The sequence below is a fragment of the Falsihalocynthiibacter sp. BN13B15 genome (assembly GCF_041205415.1).
Classification (GTDB): Bacteria; Pseudomonadota; Alphaproteobacteria; order Rhodobacterales; family Rhodobacteraceae; genus Falsihalocynthiibacter; species Falsihalocynthiibacter arcticus.
Genome location: NZ_JBGFCE010000014.1, coordinates 38231 through 54098 on the forward strand (window position 1 = coordinate 38231; position 15868 = coordinate 54098).

The 15868-nt window shown below is 52.6% G+C and carries 17 protein-coding genes; 11 read left to right on the forward strand and 6 right to left on the reverse strand.

Annotated features, from left to right (window positions below; genetic code table 11):
* The first annotated feature begins 23 nt into the window (after positions 1-23).
* Together AB9F26_RS18485 and AB9F26_RS18490 are read left to right on the forward strand one after the other, a co-directional pair.
* Positions 24-569 (forward strand): TRAP transporter small permease, encoded by a 546-nt coding sequence (locus AB9F26_RS18485; protein ID WP_335585208.1) that lies wholly within the window; start codon positions 24-26, stop codon positions 567-569.
* 1 nt (position 570) lies between these two features.
* Positions 571-1893, forward strand: coding sequence for a TRAP transporter large permease (locus tag AB9F26_RS18490; RefSeq protein ID WP_039001133.1), 1323 nt, complete (start codon positions 571-573; stop codon positions 1891-1893).
* A 167-nt stretch (positions 1894-2060) separates the two neighbouring features.
* Here AB9F26_RS18490 and AB9F26_RS18495 read toward each other — a convergent pair whose 3' ends face one another.
* The 3 genes from AB9F26_RS18495 to AB9F26_RS18505 are packed head-to-tail and all read right to left on the reverse strand — an operon-like array spanning position 2061 to position 4600.
* A complete protein-coding gene (locus AB9F26_RS18495) occupies positions 2061-2552 on the reverse strand; it encodes a flavin reductase family protein (protein WP_369768687.1) in 492 nt (163 codons plus the stop codon).
* Between the two features lies 1 nt (position 2553).
* Complete coding sequence (locus AB9F26_RS18500; RefSeq protein ID WP_369768688.1) at positions 2554-3783, reverse strand: styrene monooxygenase/indole monooxygenase family protein; 1230 nt, start codon at positions 3781-3783, stop codon at positions 2554-2556.
* A 40-nt stretch (positions 3784-3823) separates the two neighbouring features.
* Complete coding sequence (locus AB9F26_RS18505; protein ID WP_369768689.1) at positions 3824-4600, reverse strand: SDR family oxidoreductase; 777 nt, start codon at positions 4598-4600, stop codon at positions 3824-3826.
* Between the two features lie 140 nt (positions 4601-4740).
* Between AB9F26_RS18505 and AB9F26_RS18510 the strand changes: the two genes are divergently transcribed.
* From AB9F26_RS18510 to AB9F26_RS18520, 3 genes are all read left to right on the forward strand, one after another.
* Positions 4741-5766, forward strand: coding sequence for an AraC family transcriptional regulator (locus tag AB9F26_RS18510; protein WP_369768690.1), 1026 nt, complete (start codon positions 4741-4743; stop codon positions 5764-5766).
* A 314-nt stretch (positions 5767-6080) separates the two neighbouring features.
* Positions 6081-6275, forward strand: a complete 195-nt coding sequence (locus AB9F26_RS18515; RefSeq protein WP_369768691.1) for a hypothetical protein — start codon at positions 6081-6083, stop codon at positions 6273-6275.
* Positions 6276-6308: 33 nt separating this feature from the next.
* Positions 6309-6395 (forward strand): hypothetical protein, encoded by an 87-nt coding sequence (locus AB9F26_RS18520; RefSeq protein WP_369768732.1) that lies wholly within the window; start codon positions 6309-6311, stop codon positions 6393-6395.
* A 1282-nt stretch (positions 6396-7677) separates the two neighbouring features.
* Here the strand turns inward: AB9F26_RS18520 and AB9F26_RS18525 are convergent.
* Positions 7678-8109: a hypothetical protein gene (locus AB9F26_RS18525; RefSeq protein ID WP_369768692.1), complete on the reverse strand. Its 432-nt coding sequence runs from the start codon at positions 8107-8109 to the stop codon at positions 7678-7680.
* A 484-nt stretch (positions 8110-8593) separates the two neighbouring features.
* On the opposite strand from AB9F26_RS18525, the gene AB9F26_RS18530 reads away from it, so the two are divergent.
* The 3 genes from AB9F26_RS18530 to dctP are packed head-to-tail and all read left to right on the forward strand — an operon-like array spanning position 8594 to position 11407.
* On the forward strand, positions 8594-9070 hold the full coding sequence (locus AB9F26_RS18530; protein WP_335585216.1) for a TRAP transporter small permease subunit: 477 nt from the start codon (positions 8594-8596) through the stop codon (positions 9068-9070).
* Complete coding sequence (locus AB9F26_RS18535; RefSeq protein WP_369768693.1) at positions 9067-10380, forward strand: TRAP transporter large permease subunit; 1314 nt, start codon at positions 9067-9069, stop codon at positions 10378-10380. The genes AB9F26_RS18530 and AB9F26_RS18535 overlap by 4 nt, the downstream gene beginning before the upstream one ends.
* Before the next feature lie 55 nt (positions 10381-10435).
* Positions 10436-11407, forward strand: coding sequence for a TRAP transporter substrate-binding protein DctP (gene dctP / locus AB9F26_RS18540; protein WP_335585218.1), 972 nt, complete (start codon positions 10436-10438; stop codon positions 11405-11407).
* Positions 11408-11459: 52 nt separating this feature from the next.
* On the opposite strand, the gene AB9F26_RS18545 is transcribed toward dctP, so the two are convergent.
* A complete protein-coding gene (locus AB9F26_RS18545) occupies positions 11460-12227 on the reverse strand; it encodes an amino acid ABC transporter ATP-binding protein (protein WP_369768694.1) in 768 nt (255 codons plus the stop codon).
* Positions 12228-12261: 34 nt separating this feature from the next.
* Positions 12262-12915 carry a GntR family transcriptional regulator gene (locus AB9F26_RS18550; RefSeq protein WP_369768695.1) on the reverse strand — a complete coding sequence of 218 codons (654 nt, stop codon included), beginning with the start codon at positions 12913-12915 and terminating at the stop codon, positions 12262-12264.
* A 179-nt stretch (positions 12916-13094) separates the two neighbouring features.
* Between AB9F26_RS18550 and AB9F26_RS18555 the strand changes: the two genes are divergently transcribed.
* From AB9F26_RS18555 to AB9F26_RS18565, 3 genes are all read left to right on the forward strand, one after another.
* Positions 13095-13904, forward strand: coding sequence for a substrate-binding periplasmic protein (locus AB9F26_RS18555; protein ID WP_369768696.1), 810 nt, complete (start codon positions 13095-13097; stop codon positions 13902-13904).
* Positions 13905-13992: 88 nt separating this feature from the next.
* Positions 13993-14664, forward strand: coding sequence for an amino acid ABC transporter permease (locus AB9F26_RS18560; RefSeq protein ID WP_335585222.1), 672 nt, complete (start codon positions 13993-13995; stop codon positions 14662-14664).
* Between the two features lie 42 nt (positions 14665-14706).
* Positions 14707-15843 (forward strand): aminotransferase class V-fold PLP-dependent enzyme, encoded by a 1137-nt coding sequence (locus AB9F26_RS18565; RefSeq protein WP_369768697.1) that lies wholly within the window; start codon positions 14707-14709, stop codon positions 15841-15843.
* Positions 15844-15868 lie beyond the last annotated feature (25 nt).

The following is a 15868-nucleotide window of genomic DNA, read 5'->3' on the forward strand; positions in this document are numbered from 1 at the left end:
TAAGCCGCTGAATGGGGAACGACATGCAACAAGATGGGGTTATGGACCTAAAATCAAACCCGTATAAACGGGGGCTGCAGGTTGCTCTAAACGCTGTTGCGGCGATTGGAACCGTATGGATATTTGCCATTATGCTCATGATTGTGGCCGACGTGTTCGGCCGCAATTTTCTGGGATTGCCGATTACCGGTGTCCCAGAAATCGCCGCACGTAGCGTGGTTGCGATTGTTTTTCTGATGTTACCAGCCGCCGCCTTGAACGGGACGTTGATCCGCGCTGACTTCCTGTTGCGCGGGTTGCGACGCTACTCCCGCCGTTCGGTGTACTTTTTAGATACGGTTTTCGCGTTGGTCGGGGCCGTGCTCTTTGCGCTGGTGGCGATCGCGGCTTGGCCGGACACCCATGAAGCTTGGGCAACCTCCGAGTTCTTTGGCGTGCGCGGTGTCTGGACCCTGCCAACTCTGCCGTTCCACCTGCTTGTGGTGCTGGGGTCAGGCGCGACAAGCTTTGCCTTTGTTACCGTCGCCATCGAAAGCGCGATGCAAATAAAATCCGAAAAGGGTCACTGAGATGAGTAGTATTTCCATAGGCCTGATCCTGATCGGCGTCTTGTTTACACTGGTCCTGATGGGAATGCGGATTGCCGTCGCCCTGATGGCTGTTGCGTTTGCGGGGGTCTGGATTATCCGCGGTAATTTCGATCTGTCGATGCGCTTGATGTCGATGGCCGCGTATAATGGTGTGGCGAATTACCTGTTTGCCACGATCCCCCTCTTTGTCCTGATGGGGCACCTTGTCAGCATCTCGAACGTGGGAAAAGACACGTTTGACGTGGCCGAGACCTTGTTGCGACGCCTTCTGGGCGGTTTGGGCATTGCCACGGTTGCCGCCAATACGATTTTTGCAGCTGTCACGGGGGTTTCCATCGCGTCAGCCGCTGTGTTCACCAAAGTTGCCGTGCCCGAAATGACGCGCCACGGCTATCGCCCTTCGTTTTCGGCGGGCACCGTCGCAGGAAGCTCGGTTTTGGGCATGTTGATCCCGCCCAGCCTGCTGTTGATTATCTATGGTGTGCTGGCCGAACAATCCATTGGCCGTATGTTCATCGCAGGGTTGCTTCCCGGTGCGCTTCTGGCTGGGGGCTTTGTATTGTGGATTTTGCTGGTGTCCAAATTCGCGCCCAGCCTAGTATTTACGCAAGAGTATCTTACGCACAAAAAGAAAGCTCTCCCATTCCCTCCTGCGATGCCCGTGCCCGAAATTTTGCGAAAGCTGGCGCCGATTTGTGTGTTGGTTTTGTTCGTATTGGGCGGGCTATATAGCGGATTTTTCACCCCGACCGAAGCTGGGGGCGTGGGCGCTTTCGCGGCGCTGATTGTCGCTTTGATGCGCCGCAGCCTCAACCTGCGTAAATGGTGGGACGTGTTGACCCAGACCGGATCGATTTCGGTCGGCATTCTAGCGCTGCTTGTCGCGGCAAGCTTCTATAGTCAAATGCTAGCGGTTGCGGGAATTCCGTCTGCCATCGGAAATTTCGTGCAAACCAGTGGGTTTGGTTCCGTCGGTTTTTTGATCGTCTATGTGGTCATTGTTTTGCTACTGGGGATGATCTTGGACAGCAGTTCGATCCTGTTGATCGTTGTGCCAATCGCCGCTCCTATTGCGCAAAATCTCGGCTTTGATCTGATCCAATTTGGTATCATCACAGTCATCGCTGTTGAGGTGGGCCTGTTAACACCTCCGTTTGGGATTTCCATTTTCACGGTGCATTCGACCCTCGCCGACGACAGTACAACGCTGGAATCAATCTTTGCAGGCGCGCTTCCCTACGTAGGGGTGATGCTGATTGTCCTTACGCTTGTCGCGGTATTTCCCGGGCTTGTGATCGGATGAGGGATGATAACGTGTGGGGGCAGTGTCAGTGGAAACAAACTTGAGCCGGTTCTGTCGCATACTTTATGGCAGCAAACCGAGCAAAGGTAGTCGTGTAAGGTTTTTGTTGAAGCCTCGATGGGAAGGGCCCCGAAATTAGGGGCCCTTCTTTGGATACAGCAAGATGTTTAGCTCGCCATAGCAAGACGTTGGAACTTCGATTGGGCATAGATTAGCGCCTCACCTTCAGCGACGACTACGTCTTCAATCTGGCCGATGAAAACTGAGTGGCTACCGGCCTCTGTGGTAGCGATTACTTGGCAAGATATGCTTGCCAAAGCGCCTGTTAAACGCGGTTGCCCAGCGGGGCAACTGGCCCAGTCTCCAGTCTCAAACTTGTCCACGCCACTGAGGCCTTTTGCGCCCGCAAACGCCATAGCGACATCGGCGTGATCTTGCCCCAGAAGCTGCACTGAAAATTGCCCTGATCGGGCGATTTCAAGACAGGTTCCAGTTTTCCGATTGACGCAAACCAAAAGGCTCGGCGGGCTGTCCGAGACAGAACAGACAGCCGTCGCAGTGATGCCGCGCCGCAAGGTTGTCTGCCCCGTTGTGATCAACGTTACAGCGCCGGGAAACAGGCCCATGGTCTCGCGAAATGTTTGAATATCGATGGACATCCTATGCAGCCTGAAGGCTGATGAGATAGTCCTCAGCGGCGGTTGGATCCGCGAACCACGGGAAGAAATCGCGCGGATCGTCAAACCCATTGGCGATGCGACCTGCCAAACCAGGCAATACCTGTGCAGACCCCATAATATCCAACACGAAGGCGGGCGGCGGTAGAAGCATCATGTTGGTCCAGCGCACAACCCATTGAGCATAGTCCCAAAAACGCTCGAAAGTTGCGGTCATCCAGATTTCGTCAAAGGGCTGATCGCCGTGCTGCAAAATGGCATCAAGATAAACCATCGCCGCCTTTGAAGAGTTGTTCGCGCCTTGACCTGTGATCGGATCATTCAAGCACACCGCATCGCCGAGCCCTAAGACTTTTGCACCAGAAGGTAAGGTGCCGATTGGCTTGCGCACCGTTGGTGGGAACCGCCCTGCAAGGATTCCGCCATCATCTGTCAGCTCAACATTACGGCAGCGGTCCGCTTCCCAAGGCAGGAATGTCTGCAGGATTTCTTGGGATTTTGCGAGATGTTCGCTGGGGGTTTTTACATCACGCCAGCAATCCATCGGGCCATTTGGAACCCCTTCGAACACCATGATTTCACAGGGGCCAGATTTCGTCAAAGCTGGGAATACAAAATATTCGCCCACACCCGGAATCAAGTTGAAGTTTACTGCGGAAAATTCCTCGCGGGGCGTCATGCCGTGTACATATGTTAGGGCCAAGGCACGTTGTGGCGCATCAAAAGGCGAGCGCTCCGCATCCCGTTCAAACAGTTTGCTGATATCGCCTTTTCCTGACGCGACGATCACCAGATCACTCGACTTTGCCTCTGCTTCAAGCGTCGGGATATCGGCCAGGGTGATGTCCAGTTTGCCGCCAAGGCGTTCAAATTCCGCCAGCCAGCGTGGAATCTTGACGCGTTGATCGATGGATTGTGCAGGGTCATCTAAGCACGCGCCCCAATCGATCACTTTGCCCGGCCCGTCGGGGTTTGCGACAGCAAAGGCAATGCCCTCGACCGGAGGGCAACTGTCTTGCCAAAAATGCAGGCCCAGATCGCGCTCGTGTTGAAGTGAGGTGTTGAACTGGCATTGTGACGACATAACGCGGCCGTCCGCGATTTGATCTGGGGTGCGGTCTTGGATAACTTTGACGGCATAGCCTTTTTGTAGCAGGCCGATGCCCAATTGAAGGCCTGATTGGCCGCCTCCGACGATGGTAATGCGTTTCATTCTGTGTCTCCCGTTGGTCTATTTTTGTTTTTTATTTGGTTTAATCGATGAGTCTTGGGATCGCGGCGACGGCGCCTTCCGGGCCCATAGCGGTGTAGCCCCCGTCGACGCGCAGGTCGGTTCCGGTGATAAAGCTGGCCTCGTCTGAGCATAGAAACATGATGGCAGCAGCCACTTCTTCAGGCTCGCCGACGCGGGGGAGTAAGTGAAAATCGGCGCCGACCTTATCGGTTTTTGGGCGGTTGCCACCGGACAGGTTGTCCATGATGTTCGACCATATCCAGCCTGGAGAGACCGCGTTGACGCGAATGCCGTCAGGGGCCAAGTCCATGGCTTGACTGCGGGTCAACTGCAATATTGCAGCTTTGGATACAGGGTAGAGCCAGCGTCCGGTCTGGGCCACGCGGGCGGATATGGATCCAAAATTAACGATGGCCCCTTTATTTTTCTTCAGCTCTTCGCGGGCGGCCTGCATCAACATAACCGACCCGATAAGGTTCACATCCAAAGCTTCTAGCCATTCGGCCCGTGTACTTTCAGCGCCATTATCAAGATATGTCGCCGCAACATTTACCAGAAAGTCGATCCGGCCAAATGCCTCCTTCGTTTCTGCGACTAGCCGTGTGAGATCAGCGTCCGAGCGCAAATCCGCTTTGACAAACTTAACGCCATCGCCCTGCAGCTTTTCCCCGTTTGCGGCATCGATATCTGCGACGACAACCTTTACCCCGTGCGATCGAAATGCTTCGACCACGGCAACGCCAATTTTCGTCGCACCGCCGGGTACAATTGCTACTTTGTCTGTTAAGCCACGCATGCTTTGATCCCTCTTGTTTCATTTTTATGATAAAAGTTGACCAAAATGGAGAAAGCTGCGCTATCCTTTCAGCGCAACCACTATCCGGATTGCGCATTTAATCGCTTTAAGCCTCAATTAACCATTTGGAAGGGGTGAGCTTGGATCTGTTTCAATCAGCGACAAAAGCCGATGCGCTTCCGCTTAGCGATCATGTGCTTTTCAAAGGCGACGACATCGACGAAGCCCGCGCTGCGGTAGCCGAAGTCTATTGTGATCACCGACTTGAGACGATAGGGCGGCAGCCCTTTGCGGCGCAGCACAACCGTATCAGCGGCAAAGCGTTGTCGATTAATGTGATGACTTATGGTGCAAAAACCCTGATCGCGCCAGGCGCTCTGGAGGGGTTCTACTTGTTCCAATTTCCCGTTCGCGGCCATGCCTCTATTAACAATGGAACAAACCGGCATGAGATCGGCGGAGGTACTAGCGGTGTAATCAACCCCGAAGCTTCGACCTCTATGATTTGGAGTGAAGACTGCGTTCAGGTGATGCTCCAAATTGAAAAAAAGGCATTAATAGAGACCGCTCGCGCCGAGGTTGGTTTGCCTGCGGGGACGTCGCTGCAATTTGCGGGAGCCAACAAACTGCGCAACGGCGAAGGGCGCGCATTTCTGGGTCTTTTGAATTTTATTATGAAGGGGTCAGAAGGAGACGACGCATTATTGGGAAGCGATACGTTGCTTGGCAAGCAATTGGAACGGACCTTGATGGTCGGATTGCTGCAAACTCAATCGCATAATTTTTCCTCCATTGTTGCGAGTAATACAGGGCCAATGCCGCGGATCATTCGGAGCGCAGAAAGCTATATGCACGAAAACCTGCGTGCGCCGATCATGATCGAAGATATTGCCTGCGCTGCGGGGACAAGCGTGCGCAATTTACAGGGGGCTTTTCGCAACAGATACGGTCGTTCGCCCATGACGGTTCTGCGTGATTTGCGACTTGAATTGGCGTGGGAGGAACTTTCCAATCCTACACAGACGACGCGGGTGACAGATGTCGCAACCGAACTTGGTTTTTTCCATCTTGGGCGGTTTGCTGAAATTTATCGCAAGAAATTTGGCTGTACCCCAGTCGAAACCCTTCGCGCGGCGCTCCCAACAGAAGGGTTCAGGCCTTTCTGATTTGGCAAAACCCTTAGCGTAGGATTTCGCTCCCAGCCGAAACAGATGGGGTGGATGCCCCTTCTACGAACGGCATCGCATTGTGCCAAGGTGGTTTTATAGCCACCACCAAAGAGAGGAAGCATCCATGAATAACGATATCATCATCGGCATTGATCTTGCAAAGAATGTACTTCAGCTGCACTAGAACCCTGCTTAGTCGCTATGGAGGCCTGTAGAGCGTCTCACTATTGGGCTCGCGAGTTGTCGAAAATCGATCATGATGTGAAGCTATCACCGAGGCCGTGCTTCGCAGCCATCTGGCCGAGTTTGGCATGATGACTGCGGTGGGTCTTAAAAACGTCGACCAACTTCGCAAGCGGATTGAAGAAACTGAATATACTCCAGCCCTTGTTACCGAAATGGTGGACATGTTTTTTGCGCAGATTTGCAATCTTTCGGAGAAAGCCAAAGCATTGACGGCAAAGATCAAAGCCCATTGTGTGTTGAGCCCGTCGGCATGCATTTGACAAACCATGCCGAGAAATGGCCCAAAAGGGGCCATGGTGATTGAGGCTTTTGTTCCGGACATGCAGAGCTTTACGAAGGGGAGCGACTTTGCAGTCTGGTTGGGATTGATACCAAAGTAAAACTCCAGCGGCGGCAAGGCCCGTATTGGACGTACGACGAAGATGGGTCATTAGTTGTATGGCCTCGGCCAGTCGACATGGAAAACGCTGTAATCCCTGGCTTCAAGAGAAACCAGATCGCATACCCAAAATGATTGCGGCTATCGCATTAGCAAATAAAATGGCTCGGGCAATTTGGGCCATGCTGACAACGAGCGAAGCTTACAAGACGCCTGTCGCTGTGTTGGCTCAATGAATAAGGGGTGTCACATGATCGCCCTTTATAGGTGAAGAGGGCACCGAAGGATATGGAAGTCAGATAGGGATTGGGTATTTAGAACCCGCGGAGCAGAATTGGACCCAATCCGCCAACAAACCATACCGGCCCGCGGCACGTAAAAAGCCGCAAATGAGAGGCCTGACACAAGACCGCAATCAATGGTTATCCAAAACGTCGGAAACTTCTTGCTAAACTGGGGGCATCCACACAAGACCCCGATGACGACGAACGGCTGGTGTGGATACTCCGACGACACAAAGGTTTTTTGTGGAACGGAAACCTACATGATGGGCAGATTGCCATTGACGACCTTGCTGAGGATTTGGACGAAATAGAAACCGACTATGCCAGCGTCAAGGCTCGGCGCCCATTTGATGTTGCAAACCCGCACCCGCGTCCTTGATCGCACCCTTCGTCAAAAGTTCGAACAATGGTATCCAGGGCTGAAGGCCGCAGATTTCGGGTCAACCATGCGGTTCGGGTAAGCAAAGGGGGAGTGCAGTATACTTTCTGGGCGATGACGAAAGATGCACCCCGTGAGCATATGCAAAAAGCATTCATTCAACGACGCGAGCAAATTGTAGGCGATTGCGTTCAGTTGAATACGGATGTTGAAGCCTATAATGGATTTAATGACGATCGACAGCCCATTCAGACGTTGTTCGATTCTAGAGATGATTTTGAGGAACGTAAGTTTTCAATATCGGATGCCGGTCAACCCTTTTTCCATCGCGTCTCCACGGCAACGCGAGCCATGCCTTCTCTTTGCTGGGGTCTCAGGGTCTCTTGGGCTTGTCGCTCATCTGCGATGTCTCGTTTCCATAAAATGCTCTGTCTTCGCTGCGTATACCGTTGATTGGGCGTTGCGCTGCGCACCAGTAGCTTCGCCCGAAGCAATCTCCGTTATTCCGTCGCAGTCAAAGAGAAACCACTCCCACTTGGCGGACTTTCCGGTTGCACCAAGAAAGGGATCTCGTGTCGACGGTGGAATAACTCGTCAGACCTGAAGTCTAAAACCGACGTCTATTTTGAGAGGCCTTTTAACTCTTGATCATACCCAGATGAATCTAAACTCTTCATGGTACATGCGATTTTCTTGTCCATCATCCCTGCTTTTTTAAATTCTTTGGCGGCGGCGTCAGTACCAAGCGTGATCCCGTCGCCATTATCAGTGAGTGATTTATTGTAAGCTACAATTGTATCTTCAGAGAGGGATTTGAAAGCAGCCGTAACCGTGCACCCACATTCTTGCTTAATAAGCTCAAAGCTGTAGGGCTCTAATTGCGCGATTTGGGGCGCTGTGAGGTAATTCAAAGTACCACTCAAGCCAGCTTTCCACTTCGTGTTTTGATATACGATGCAAGAGGCGTATAAATCGCTTCTGTTGACGCTCTCTGCTGCAACGGCGGACGCCGTGAATAGACCAAGTAATAAAGCGGTTAATGTGTGTTTCATTCTGAAAAATGTCCTGTGTTTTAAGCTATGTGTCTTATTCGAGTGGGGCAGGAGAGATTTATTTTTGGCTCTGGCAAGAACTGTGCCATTTCCACGTTGCCTGCAAGGGCGCACTGCTTCGCAAGGTTGTAAAACGACCACGAATATATTGGAAAGGGTCAGAATAGCGTTTTTTCTGATCTGCTCCAGTCTTCGTCTCTGTCCACCGGTGACTTCAAGCTCACTATAATTATTTCCGATCTCCTTTTGGTTATATTTGATGTATAAATATATTCCGAAGCGGCTAAGGGCCACGATATACTTGTTGGGCGACGCGAGCCGCCATTTATATTACCTATGTAAATATGATCTAATGGACGGGTATTTAAGAATATTCTCGGAGAGCTGGTTCTTCAGTCCTCGATTTAATTACAAAAAATAACTTTAAGCTTGAATTATTGTTCGATGCACATATTGTGCTTTTAGCAAGTCTTAGGGAGGCTCCGTGATTAAAAAATCGATGAAGAGGGCGATGGGCGGTTTGGGTGCTCTGTCAGCGTTCGGGTTCGCCGCCATAGCAATTGTTGTTTGCGCGGATGTTTTGATCCGCAATCTTGAACTGGCGCGCATCGCTTGGATCACAGAGTTCACAGAGTATCTTCTTATGCTGTCGACATTCTTCGGCGCCCCGTGGCTGCTACATGCGCACGGCCATGTTAAAGTCGATATTTTGCCGCGCTACCTCTCTCCTGCCAAGGCGCGCCGCTTGGAGGTGATCGCCAATCTCGCAGGGCTTCTGATTATGGGGCTTTTGTTCTGGCGCGCCTGTTTGGTGACGTTTGATACATGGCAGCGCGGCTCGTTGGTGTTCAAAAACCTCGTTTTCCCTGAATGGTATTTGCTGTTGCCGATACTAGTGTGCCTCGGCATGTGCTTGTTGGAATTCGCCCTCCGCCTGACGTCTAAGGAGTACACGCAATGATTTGGTGGCTGGTATTATCAATTTTGGGTGCAATTTTGGCGGCACTATTTGCCACTGGGATGCCCGTTGCAATCGCGTTTTTGGGTACAAACATCGTTGGTGCGTGGATGTTTTTGGGTGGTACGGCGGGGCTGGATCAGCTGGTGCGCAATGCCTCTGGCTCGGTGAGTTCGTTCTCGTTGGTGCCGATCCCACTATTTATTCTGATGGGGGAGCTGCTGTTTCATTGCGGGCTTGCCTATAAGGCGATTGAGGCGGTTGAACGCCTTTTGAACCGCCTGCCTGCGCGGCTCGCTTGTGTAACGGTCGTTGGCGGCACGGCGTTTTCCGCGCTTTCGGGATCGTCGATCGCCAATACCGCGCTGCTCGGAAGCACGCTGTCGCAAGAGATGATGAAACGCGGCTACTCAACCACGCTTGCCCTTGGACCAGCGATGGCCACGGGGGGGATTGCCGTGTTGATCCCGCCGTCGACTTTGGCCGTGATGTTAGGCTCCTTGTCCGGCATCTCCATCACCCAACTGTTGATTGGTGGCATCGTGCCTGGCTTCATGATGGCCGCAGGGTTCCTGATTTATGTGATCCTTGTGGGTATATTTGATCCCACGTCCTCGCCCCGCCAAAACCGCGAGCAACTCTATACTTTCCGCGAGCGTTATGTGCCGTTTCTGCGCGACGTGGTGCCATTGTTCGGTATTTTTGTGGCTGTTATCGGCAGTATGCTTTCGGGCATCGCGACACCGACTGAGGCCGCTGCCCTTGGTGCCGTGGCCGCGTTTTTTGCGACGATTTTCTATGGGAAACTGTCGTGGGCCGCGTTGCAACTTGCCTTGGTTGAGACCGCGAAGGTCTCGATCTCAATTTTGTTTATCATCGTCGCCTCCACGACATTCTCGCAGATTTTATCGTTTTCGGGGGCCACGTCGGGCATGCTTTCGCTGGTGCAAGCGGTTGATCCAACGCCAATGTCGCTTGTCATGTCGATGCTGTTGATTTTGCTCTTGATGGGCTGCTTTATCGATCAGGTTTCGATGATGATGATCACCATGCCGCTGTTTATCCCCCTCGCACAAAGTGCGGGCATTGACCTTGTTTGGTTGGGTTTGATGATGCTGGTGGTGATCGAACTTGGCCTGCTAACACCGCCTTTCGGGATGTTGCTGATGGTGATGCAAGGGGCGGTCAAAACCGTGCCGCTTTTGCAGATTTATAAGGCGGCAATTCCCTTCATTCTCATCGAGATCTTCGTGCTTGGCCTGATGATCTTGTGGCCCGACCTCACGACGTTCCTACCTTCGCTCGTGCGTTAATTCGACCTTCACTCGCGCAGCAAGCGTGGGGAAGTTATTCAACAGGAGACAGACTTTGACCCAATCCCTACGCGTCCTTCCGCTGGTTTCAGCGCTGGCCTTAACGGCCTTCACCACCGCCTCGTTTGCCGAAGAGGTCACGCTGCGCGCGATTTCGGCTTTCCAATCCGGTACGGTATTTTACGATCCCTTCCAGAAATTTGCCGATAGAGTGAATGAAAATGGCGCAGGAATCGTACAGATCGAGGTTATCGGCGGCCCTGATGCGATGCCGCCGTTCGAGATTGGCAACGCGCTGCGCAACGGAATCGTGGACCTCGCAAATACGACCGCTGTTTACCACGCCAACCTCGTTCCCGAAGGGCTTGCGATGACGCTAACGGACCTGCCGATGTCCGAATTGCGCGCAAATGGCGGCTATGATCTGCTGGATCAAATCCACATGGAGAAGGCCAGTATTCATTGGCTTGGCCGTCTTACAGAAAACGTGCCCTATCACATTTACCTATCTGAAGAGCCCGAGAGCACGGATTTTGAGGGTCTAAAGATTCGCTCAGTCCCGATCTATCAGGCGTTTTTCCAAGGTCTGGGTATCAACCCAATGCAAACCGCACCGGGTGAAGTTTATACCGCTTTGGAGCGCGGCACGATTGATGGCTATGCTTGGCCTGCGACGGGTGTGTTTGATCTCGGCTGGCAGGGTAAAACCAAGGTTCGCGTTGATCCGGGGTTCTACCAAGTTGAAACAGGCGTCTATTTTAGCGCAAAAACGTGGGCGAGTTTGAGCGAAGAGCAAACGGCCTTCCTGCAAGAACAAATGCTCGCCGCTGAAGCTGAGGCAGGGCGCTTTGTTGAGTTGGCCGCAACCGATATTGCGCGCCAAACTGAAGAAGGTATTGCAACGTTTGAACTTCCTGCAGATCAAGCAGTTGCTTTTGTTGAAATGTCGGTGGAAGAAGGTTGGAAGCCCGTTTTGGCGGCAAACCCCGAAGTAGGGCCAAAACTGCGCGAGTTGTTCTCGAAATAGTCGTTAGTTGAGCAAGGGCGGCGGGCACATCCTGCCGCCCTTGCTATTTACCTCAATGACCGAAAATCTGGCTGAGGAAGAGTTTTGTTCGCTCGTGTTGCGGGTTGTCAAAGAACTCTTCTGGCGTGTTCTCTTCGACGATTTTCCCTTTATCCATAAAGATCACACGGTCGGCGACTTGGCGGGCAAAACCCATTTCATGGGTCACACAAACCATCGTCATACCGTCTTCTGCGAGCGTGATCATCGTGTCGAGTACCTCCTTGATCGTTTCCGGATCAAGCGCTGACGTTGGTTCGTCGAAAAGCATCCCACGCGGCTTCATGCACAACGAGCGCGCAATCGCCACGCGTTGTTGTTGCCCACCCGAAAGCTGTCCGGGGTGCTTCGCCGCTTGGTCACTAATCTGAACTTTCTCAAGGAAGTGCCTTGCAACGTCCTCGGCTTCTTTGCGCGAAAGACCGCGGACGGACATTGGCGCGAGAATGCAGTTTTCGAGGATGGTCATATGCGGGAAAAGGTTGAAATTCTGAAAACACATACCAACTTCGGACCGAATTTTGCTGATATTCTTGACGTCGGCGGTTAACTCGACTCCGTCCACGACAATCTGGCCTTTTTGATGGACCTCTAGCCGATTGATGCAACGAATAAGTGTAGATTTTCCCGAACCTGATGGGCCCGCAATGACGATCTTCTCCCCCTGATTCACGGTAAGGTTAATGTCGGTGAGAGCGTGAAAATCACCGTACCATTTGTTTAGGTCGGTGATGCGGATTGCAACGTCATCGCGATGGATGGCTGTGGTCTGATTGGTCATGCGCGGGGTCCTTTACGGGGTGTTAAGGGGTGGCTTATGCTTGCGTTTGGCTGGCGCGGAGGTAACTTTCTTCGCCGGCAAGCACGAAGCGTAGAATGAGCAGTTCGACATCGACACCATTGCGGCTACTGAAGGCCGTCAGCATCTGGCGGTGAAAGGTAACGAGGGTGCGTTGGGAGACAGCGTCGCGCAGAGTTGCCATACGAACGGCCTGAATCTGGGCCATATAGCGTAGGATGGTGTCCCGTAATTCTATGTTAGGAACCGCTGCGAGCCACGTGCGCCGGATCATCTCTGAGGCATTGAAAAGCTGGGCAATATCTCCCGATTCGATTGTGCTTTCCGACAGGGCAACGGCGCGTTCCATGGTTTCCAGGTCTTGCTGCGTCAACTCATAGGCTGCGAGCGCGGCGGCGCGGGGTTCAAGCAATCTGCGCAGCTCGAAAATCTCCAGAATCTGGCGATGCTTAAGTTCGGGCAGGGTAAATCCGCGTGTCGAGCTTGCGAGATATCCCTCATGTGCAAGCCTCATAAATGCATCGCGCACGGGCATCCGCGACACATTGAATTCGGCGGCGACAGTTGTGTCGACGAGTCGGTCTTTATGTGTCAGTTCCCCACGCTGGATGCGTCCGAGATACTCTTCATAAATCACGTCTTTTATACGGCGTTTTGAAAAATCGGGCATAAATCTCCTTTAATCCGTATACTGTTTAAGTCTCTAGATTACCGCAAATATTGAAAATAACCAGTAAAAAAACTTTAACCTTAAATAAAATGTTTGAATTCGTATACGAGACGTGCATATCATAAAGATGAGCGCTGAACCAAAAAATGCGCCGCTAACCCAACAACAGGGATCATCACATGACCTCCAGTACACGACACATTATCGGCTTCGCCGCAGCAATGATGGCCATTTTCTCCGGCCTCAACGCGAGCGCGGCAGAGACATTGAAAATCGGCTCCTACCCCGCAAACCCCCCTTGGGAATTCAAAAACGAAGCGGGCGAGTTTGAAGGCTTCGAAGTTGACATCGTTACCGAAATTGCCTCCCGCCTTGACGCTGACCTTGAGATAAGTGGCCTCGATTTTCGGGCGCTTTTTGTAGCAACCGCATCGCGCCGCGTAGATGCTGTGATTTCATCGCTGACCATCACCGAGGAGCGGCTTGAAGCTCAGTCATTTACTCAACCTTATTTCTCGGGTGCGCTTGGATTTGGCACCAAAAAAGACGCGGGCATTGCAAGCCTTGACGATCTAGCTGGAAAGAAGATCGGCTCTATCGCCACATCTTTCCCCGAAGGTTGGCTTAAGGAACGCGAAGCAGAACTCGGCTATGCGTCCTATGGCAGCTATGACAGCACTGCGAATATGCTGACCGATTTGCGCAACGGACGGATTGACGCCGCTGTGAACGACATCGTGAGCCTGCGTTACGCATTTACACAACCACAGTTAAGCAATCTTGAGATCGCGATTGAAGTCGCGACGGGCGATAAATTTGCGATCATGATGCCCAAGGATTCCGAGAAGCTTGAAGCATTTAACGATGCGCTTTCCGCGATGAAAACGGATGGAACAATGGCGACGATCTATGAAAAATGGTTCGGCGTTGCGCCCGCAGCCGACAGCCTAACTTTGACGCCTCTTCCAATTCCCACGTCGGCAGACTGACCCAAAATGGTGCGGGGGCGGTATGATTTACCGCTCCCACACCACTTCAAAACCTCTGAAGACAGCATGAAAGGCAGCAGTGCAGTAAATGGAAATCTTTGATATTTTCTTCAACCTCGACGTCATGAGGCGCTCTTTTCCCATTCTGATGCGGGGGCTTGTGAACACCCTCTTACTTGGTGGCGCGGCCTCCGTATGTGGCGGTATTTTAGGGGTGCTGGTTTGCCTTGTGCGTCTTTATGCGCCTAAACCTTTTCGGCTTCTGGCAGTCCTTTTTGTCGACATCATGCGCGCCATTCCCGTCTTGGTGGTTCTGATTCTTGTCTATTATGCGTTGCCGTTTGCAGGGATTGTCTTTCCCCCGTTCATCGCCGCAACCATTGCGCTTTCGTTGGTCCTTGCGGCCTATACGGCGGAAGTTGTGCGCGCAGGAATCGAAGCCGTTCCAAAGGGCCAGTTCGAAGCCTCAGAGGCGCTTGGCCTTTCCTTCTTTTCGATGATGCGCAAGGTGATTTTGCCACAAGCTTTGCGGATGATGATTCCGCCGCTCGCGTCCTATTGCGTCGCCATTATGAAAGATACGTCTCTGGCTTCGGTCGTCACGATGGGCGACCTGTTGAAGCAAGCAACCGACGCACAAGCGCTCTTCGCGAATCCAACGCCGTTGTTGTTGGCCGCGTTGATTTATATCGCGATCCTGTGGCCGATGGTGCGGTTCACCAGTTGGCTCGAGCAGTATTACAAGCGCGGATACCACTAAAGGTAAGCGATCCCCCCTCACTCAGTTCTACGGAGAAATAACATGTCCGCACTTAACGGTGGCGACGCCTATTTACTATACCATTCCATCGGCCACTACCCCGACAAAGAGGCAGATTTGGCCCAAGAACTCGCTGCATTTTCAGCCAGTTGGTCAGCGTTTAATGACGGGCAGTGGAACGAAATTCTGGGCAAACGCCAGAGGTTTATTGATCTCTGGGCCGAGCTTATCTGCGCGCCAAAGGGCACATTGACCACCGCTGAAAATGTAACTTCCGCCATGATGACCTTCATCGGGTCTTTGCCGCCGAAAATGCTCATCGGCAAGAAAGTCCTCGTCGCTGAAGATGGCTTTCCGTCGATCCATTTCCTGTTGACCGGCTTGGCAGAGCGTTATGGATTCACCCTGCAAACAGTACCATTGCGGCAGGGGGCGCATTGGGTTGAGGAAGACGATCTGATCGCCGAATGGGATGAGAATGTCGCGCTGGCGCTTTTGACGTGGATTAGTTCGACCACCTCCCACCGCAACGACCTGCCGCGTCTTGTCGAACATGGCCGTAAAATGGGCAGCTTAATCGGCGTTGATATCACGCAAGGCGCGGGACTATTGCCATATGATGTGAGTGCGCCGCAGGTGGATTTCGTGATTTCAACCAGCCTCAAATGGCTCTGTGGCACCCCTGGCGCGGGTATCCTTTATGTGGATGATAAATTGTTGCCGCTCTGTGAGCCGGATTTGCGCGGCTGGTTTTCCCAAGACAACCCGTTCTCTTGGGCGCTGGATGCCTTTGCCTTTGCGCCCGACGCGCGGCGGCTTGACAACGGGACGCCGTCAACCGTTTCTGCAATCGCCAGTCTTCCCGCGCTTGAATGGCGCATGAAGCAAGATACCGAGGCGTTCGTGGCCCACAACCAAACTCTTTGCGCGATGCTCCTTGAAGGGCTTGAAGCGCTTGGCCTGACATTGGCGACTCCGCGTGAGGCGGATCGGCGCGGTGGTAGCCTTATGCTGTCATTGCCAAAGCATATCGTTGCTGCCGAGGTGGTTCAAAAACTGCGCGAGCAGCAAATTTATATGGATTGCCGGGGCCAAACTTTGCGCATGTCGCCGGGTCCGATTACCACCGTTTCTGGCGTAAAACGTACGTTGATCGCACTGGAAGAAATACTGCGTTAAATCGCGGAAAGCCTTCCAACGAAGC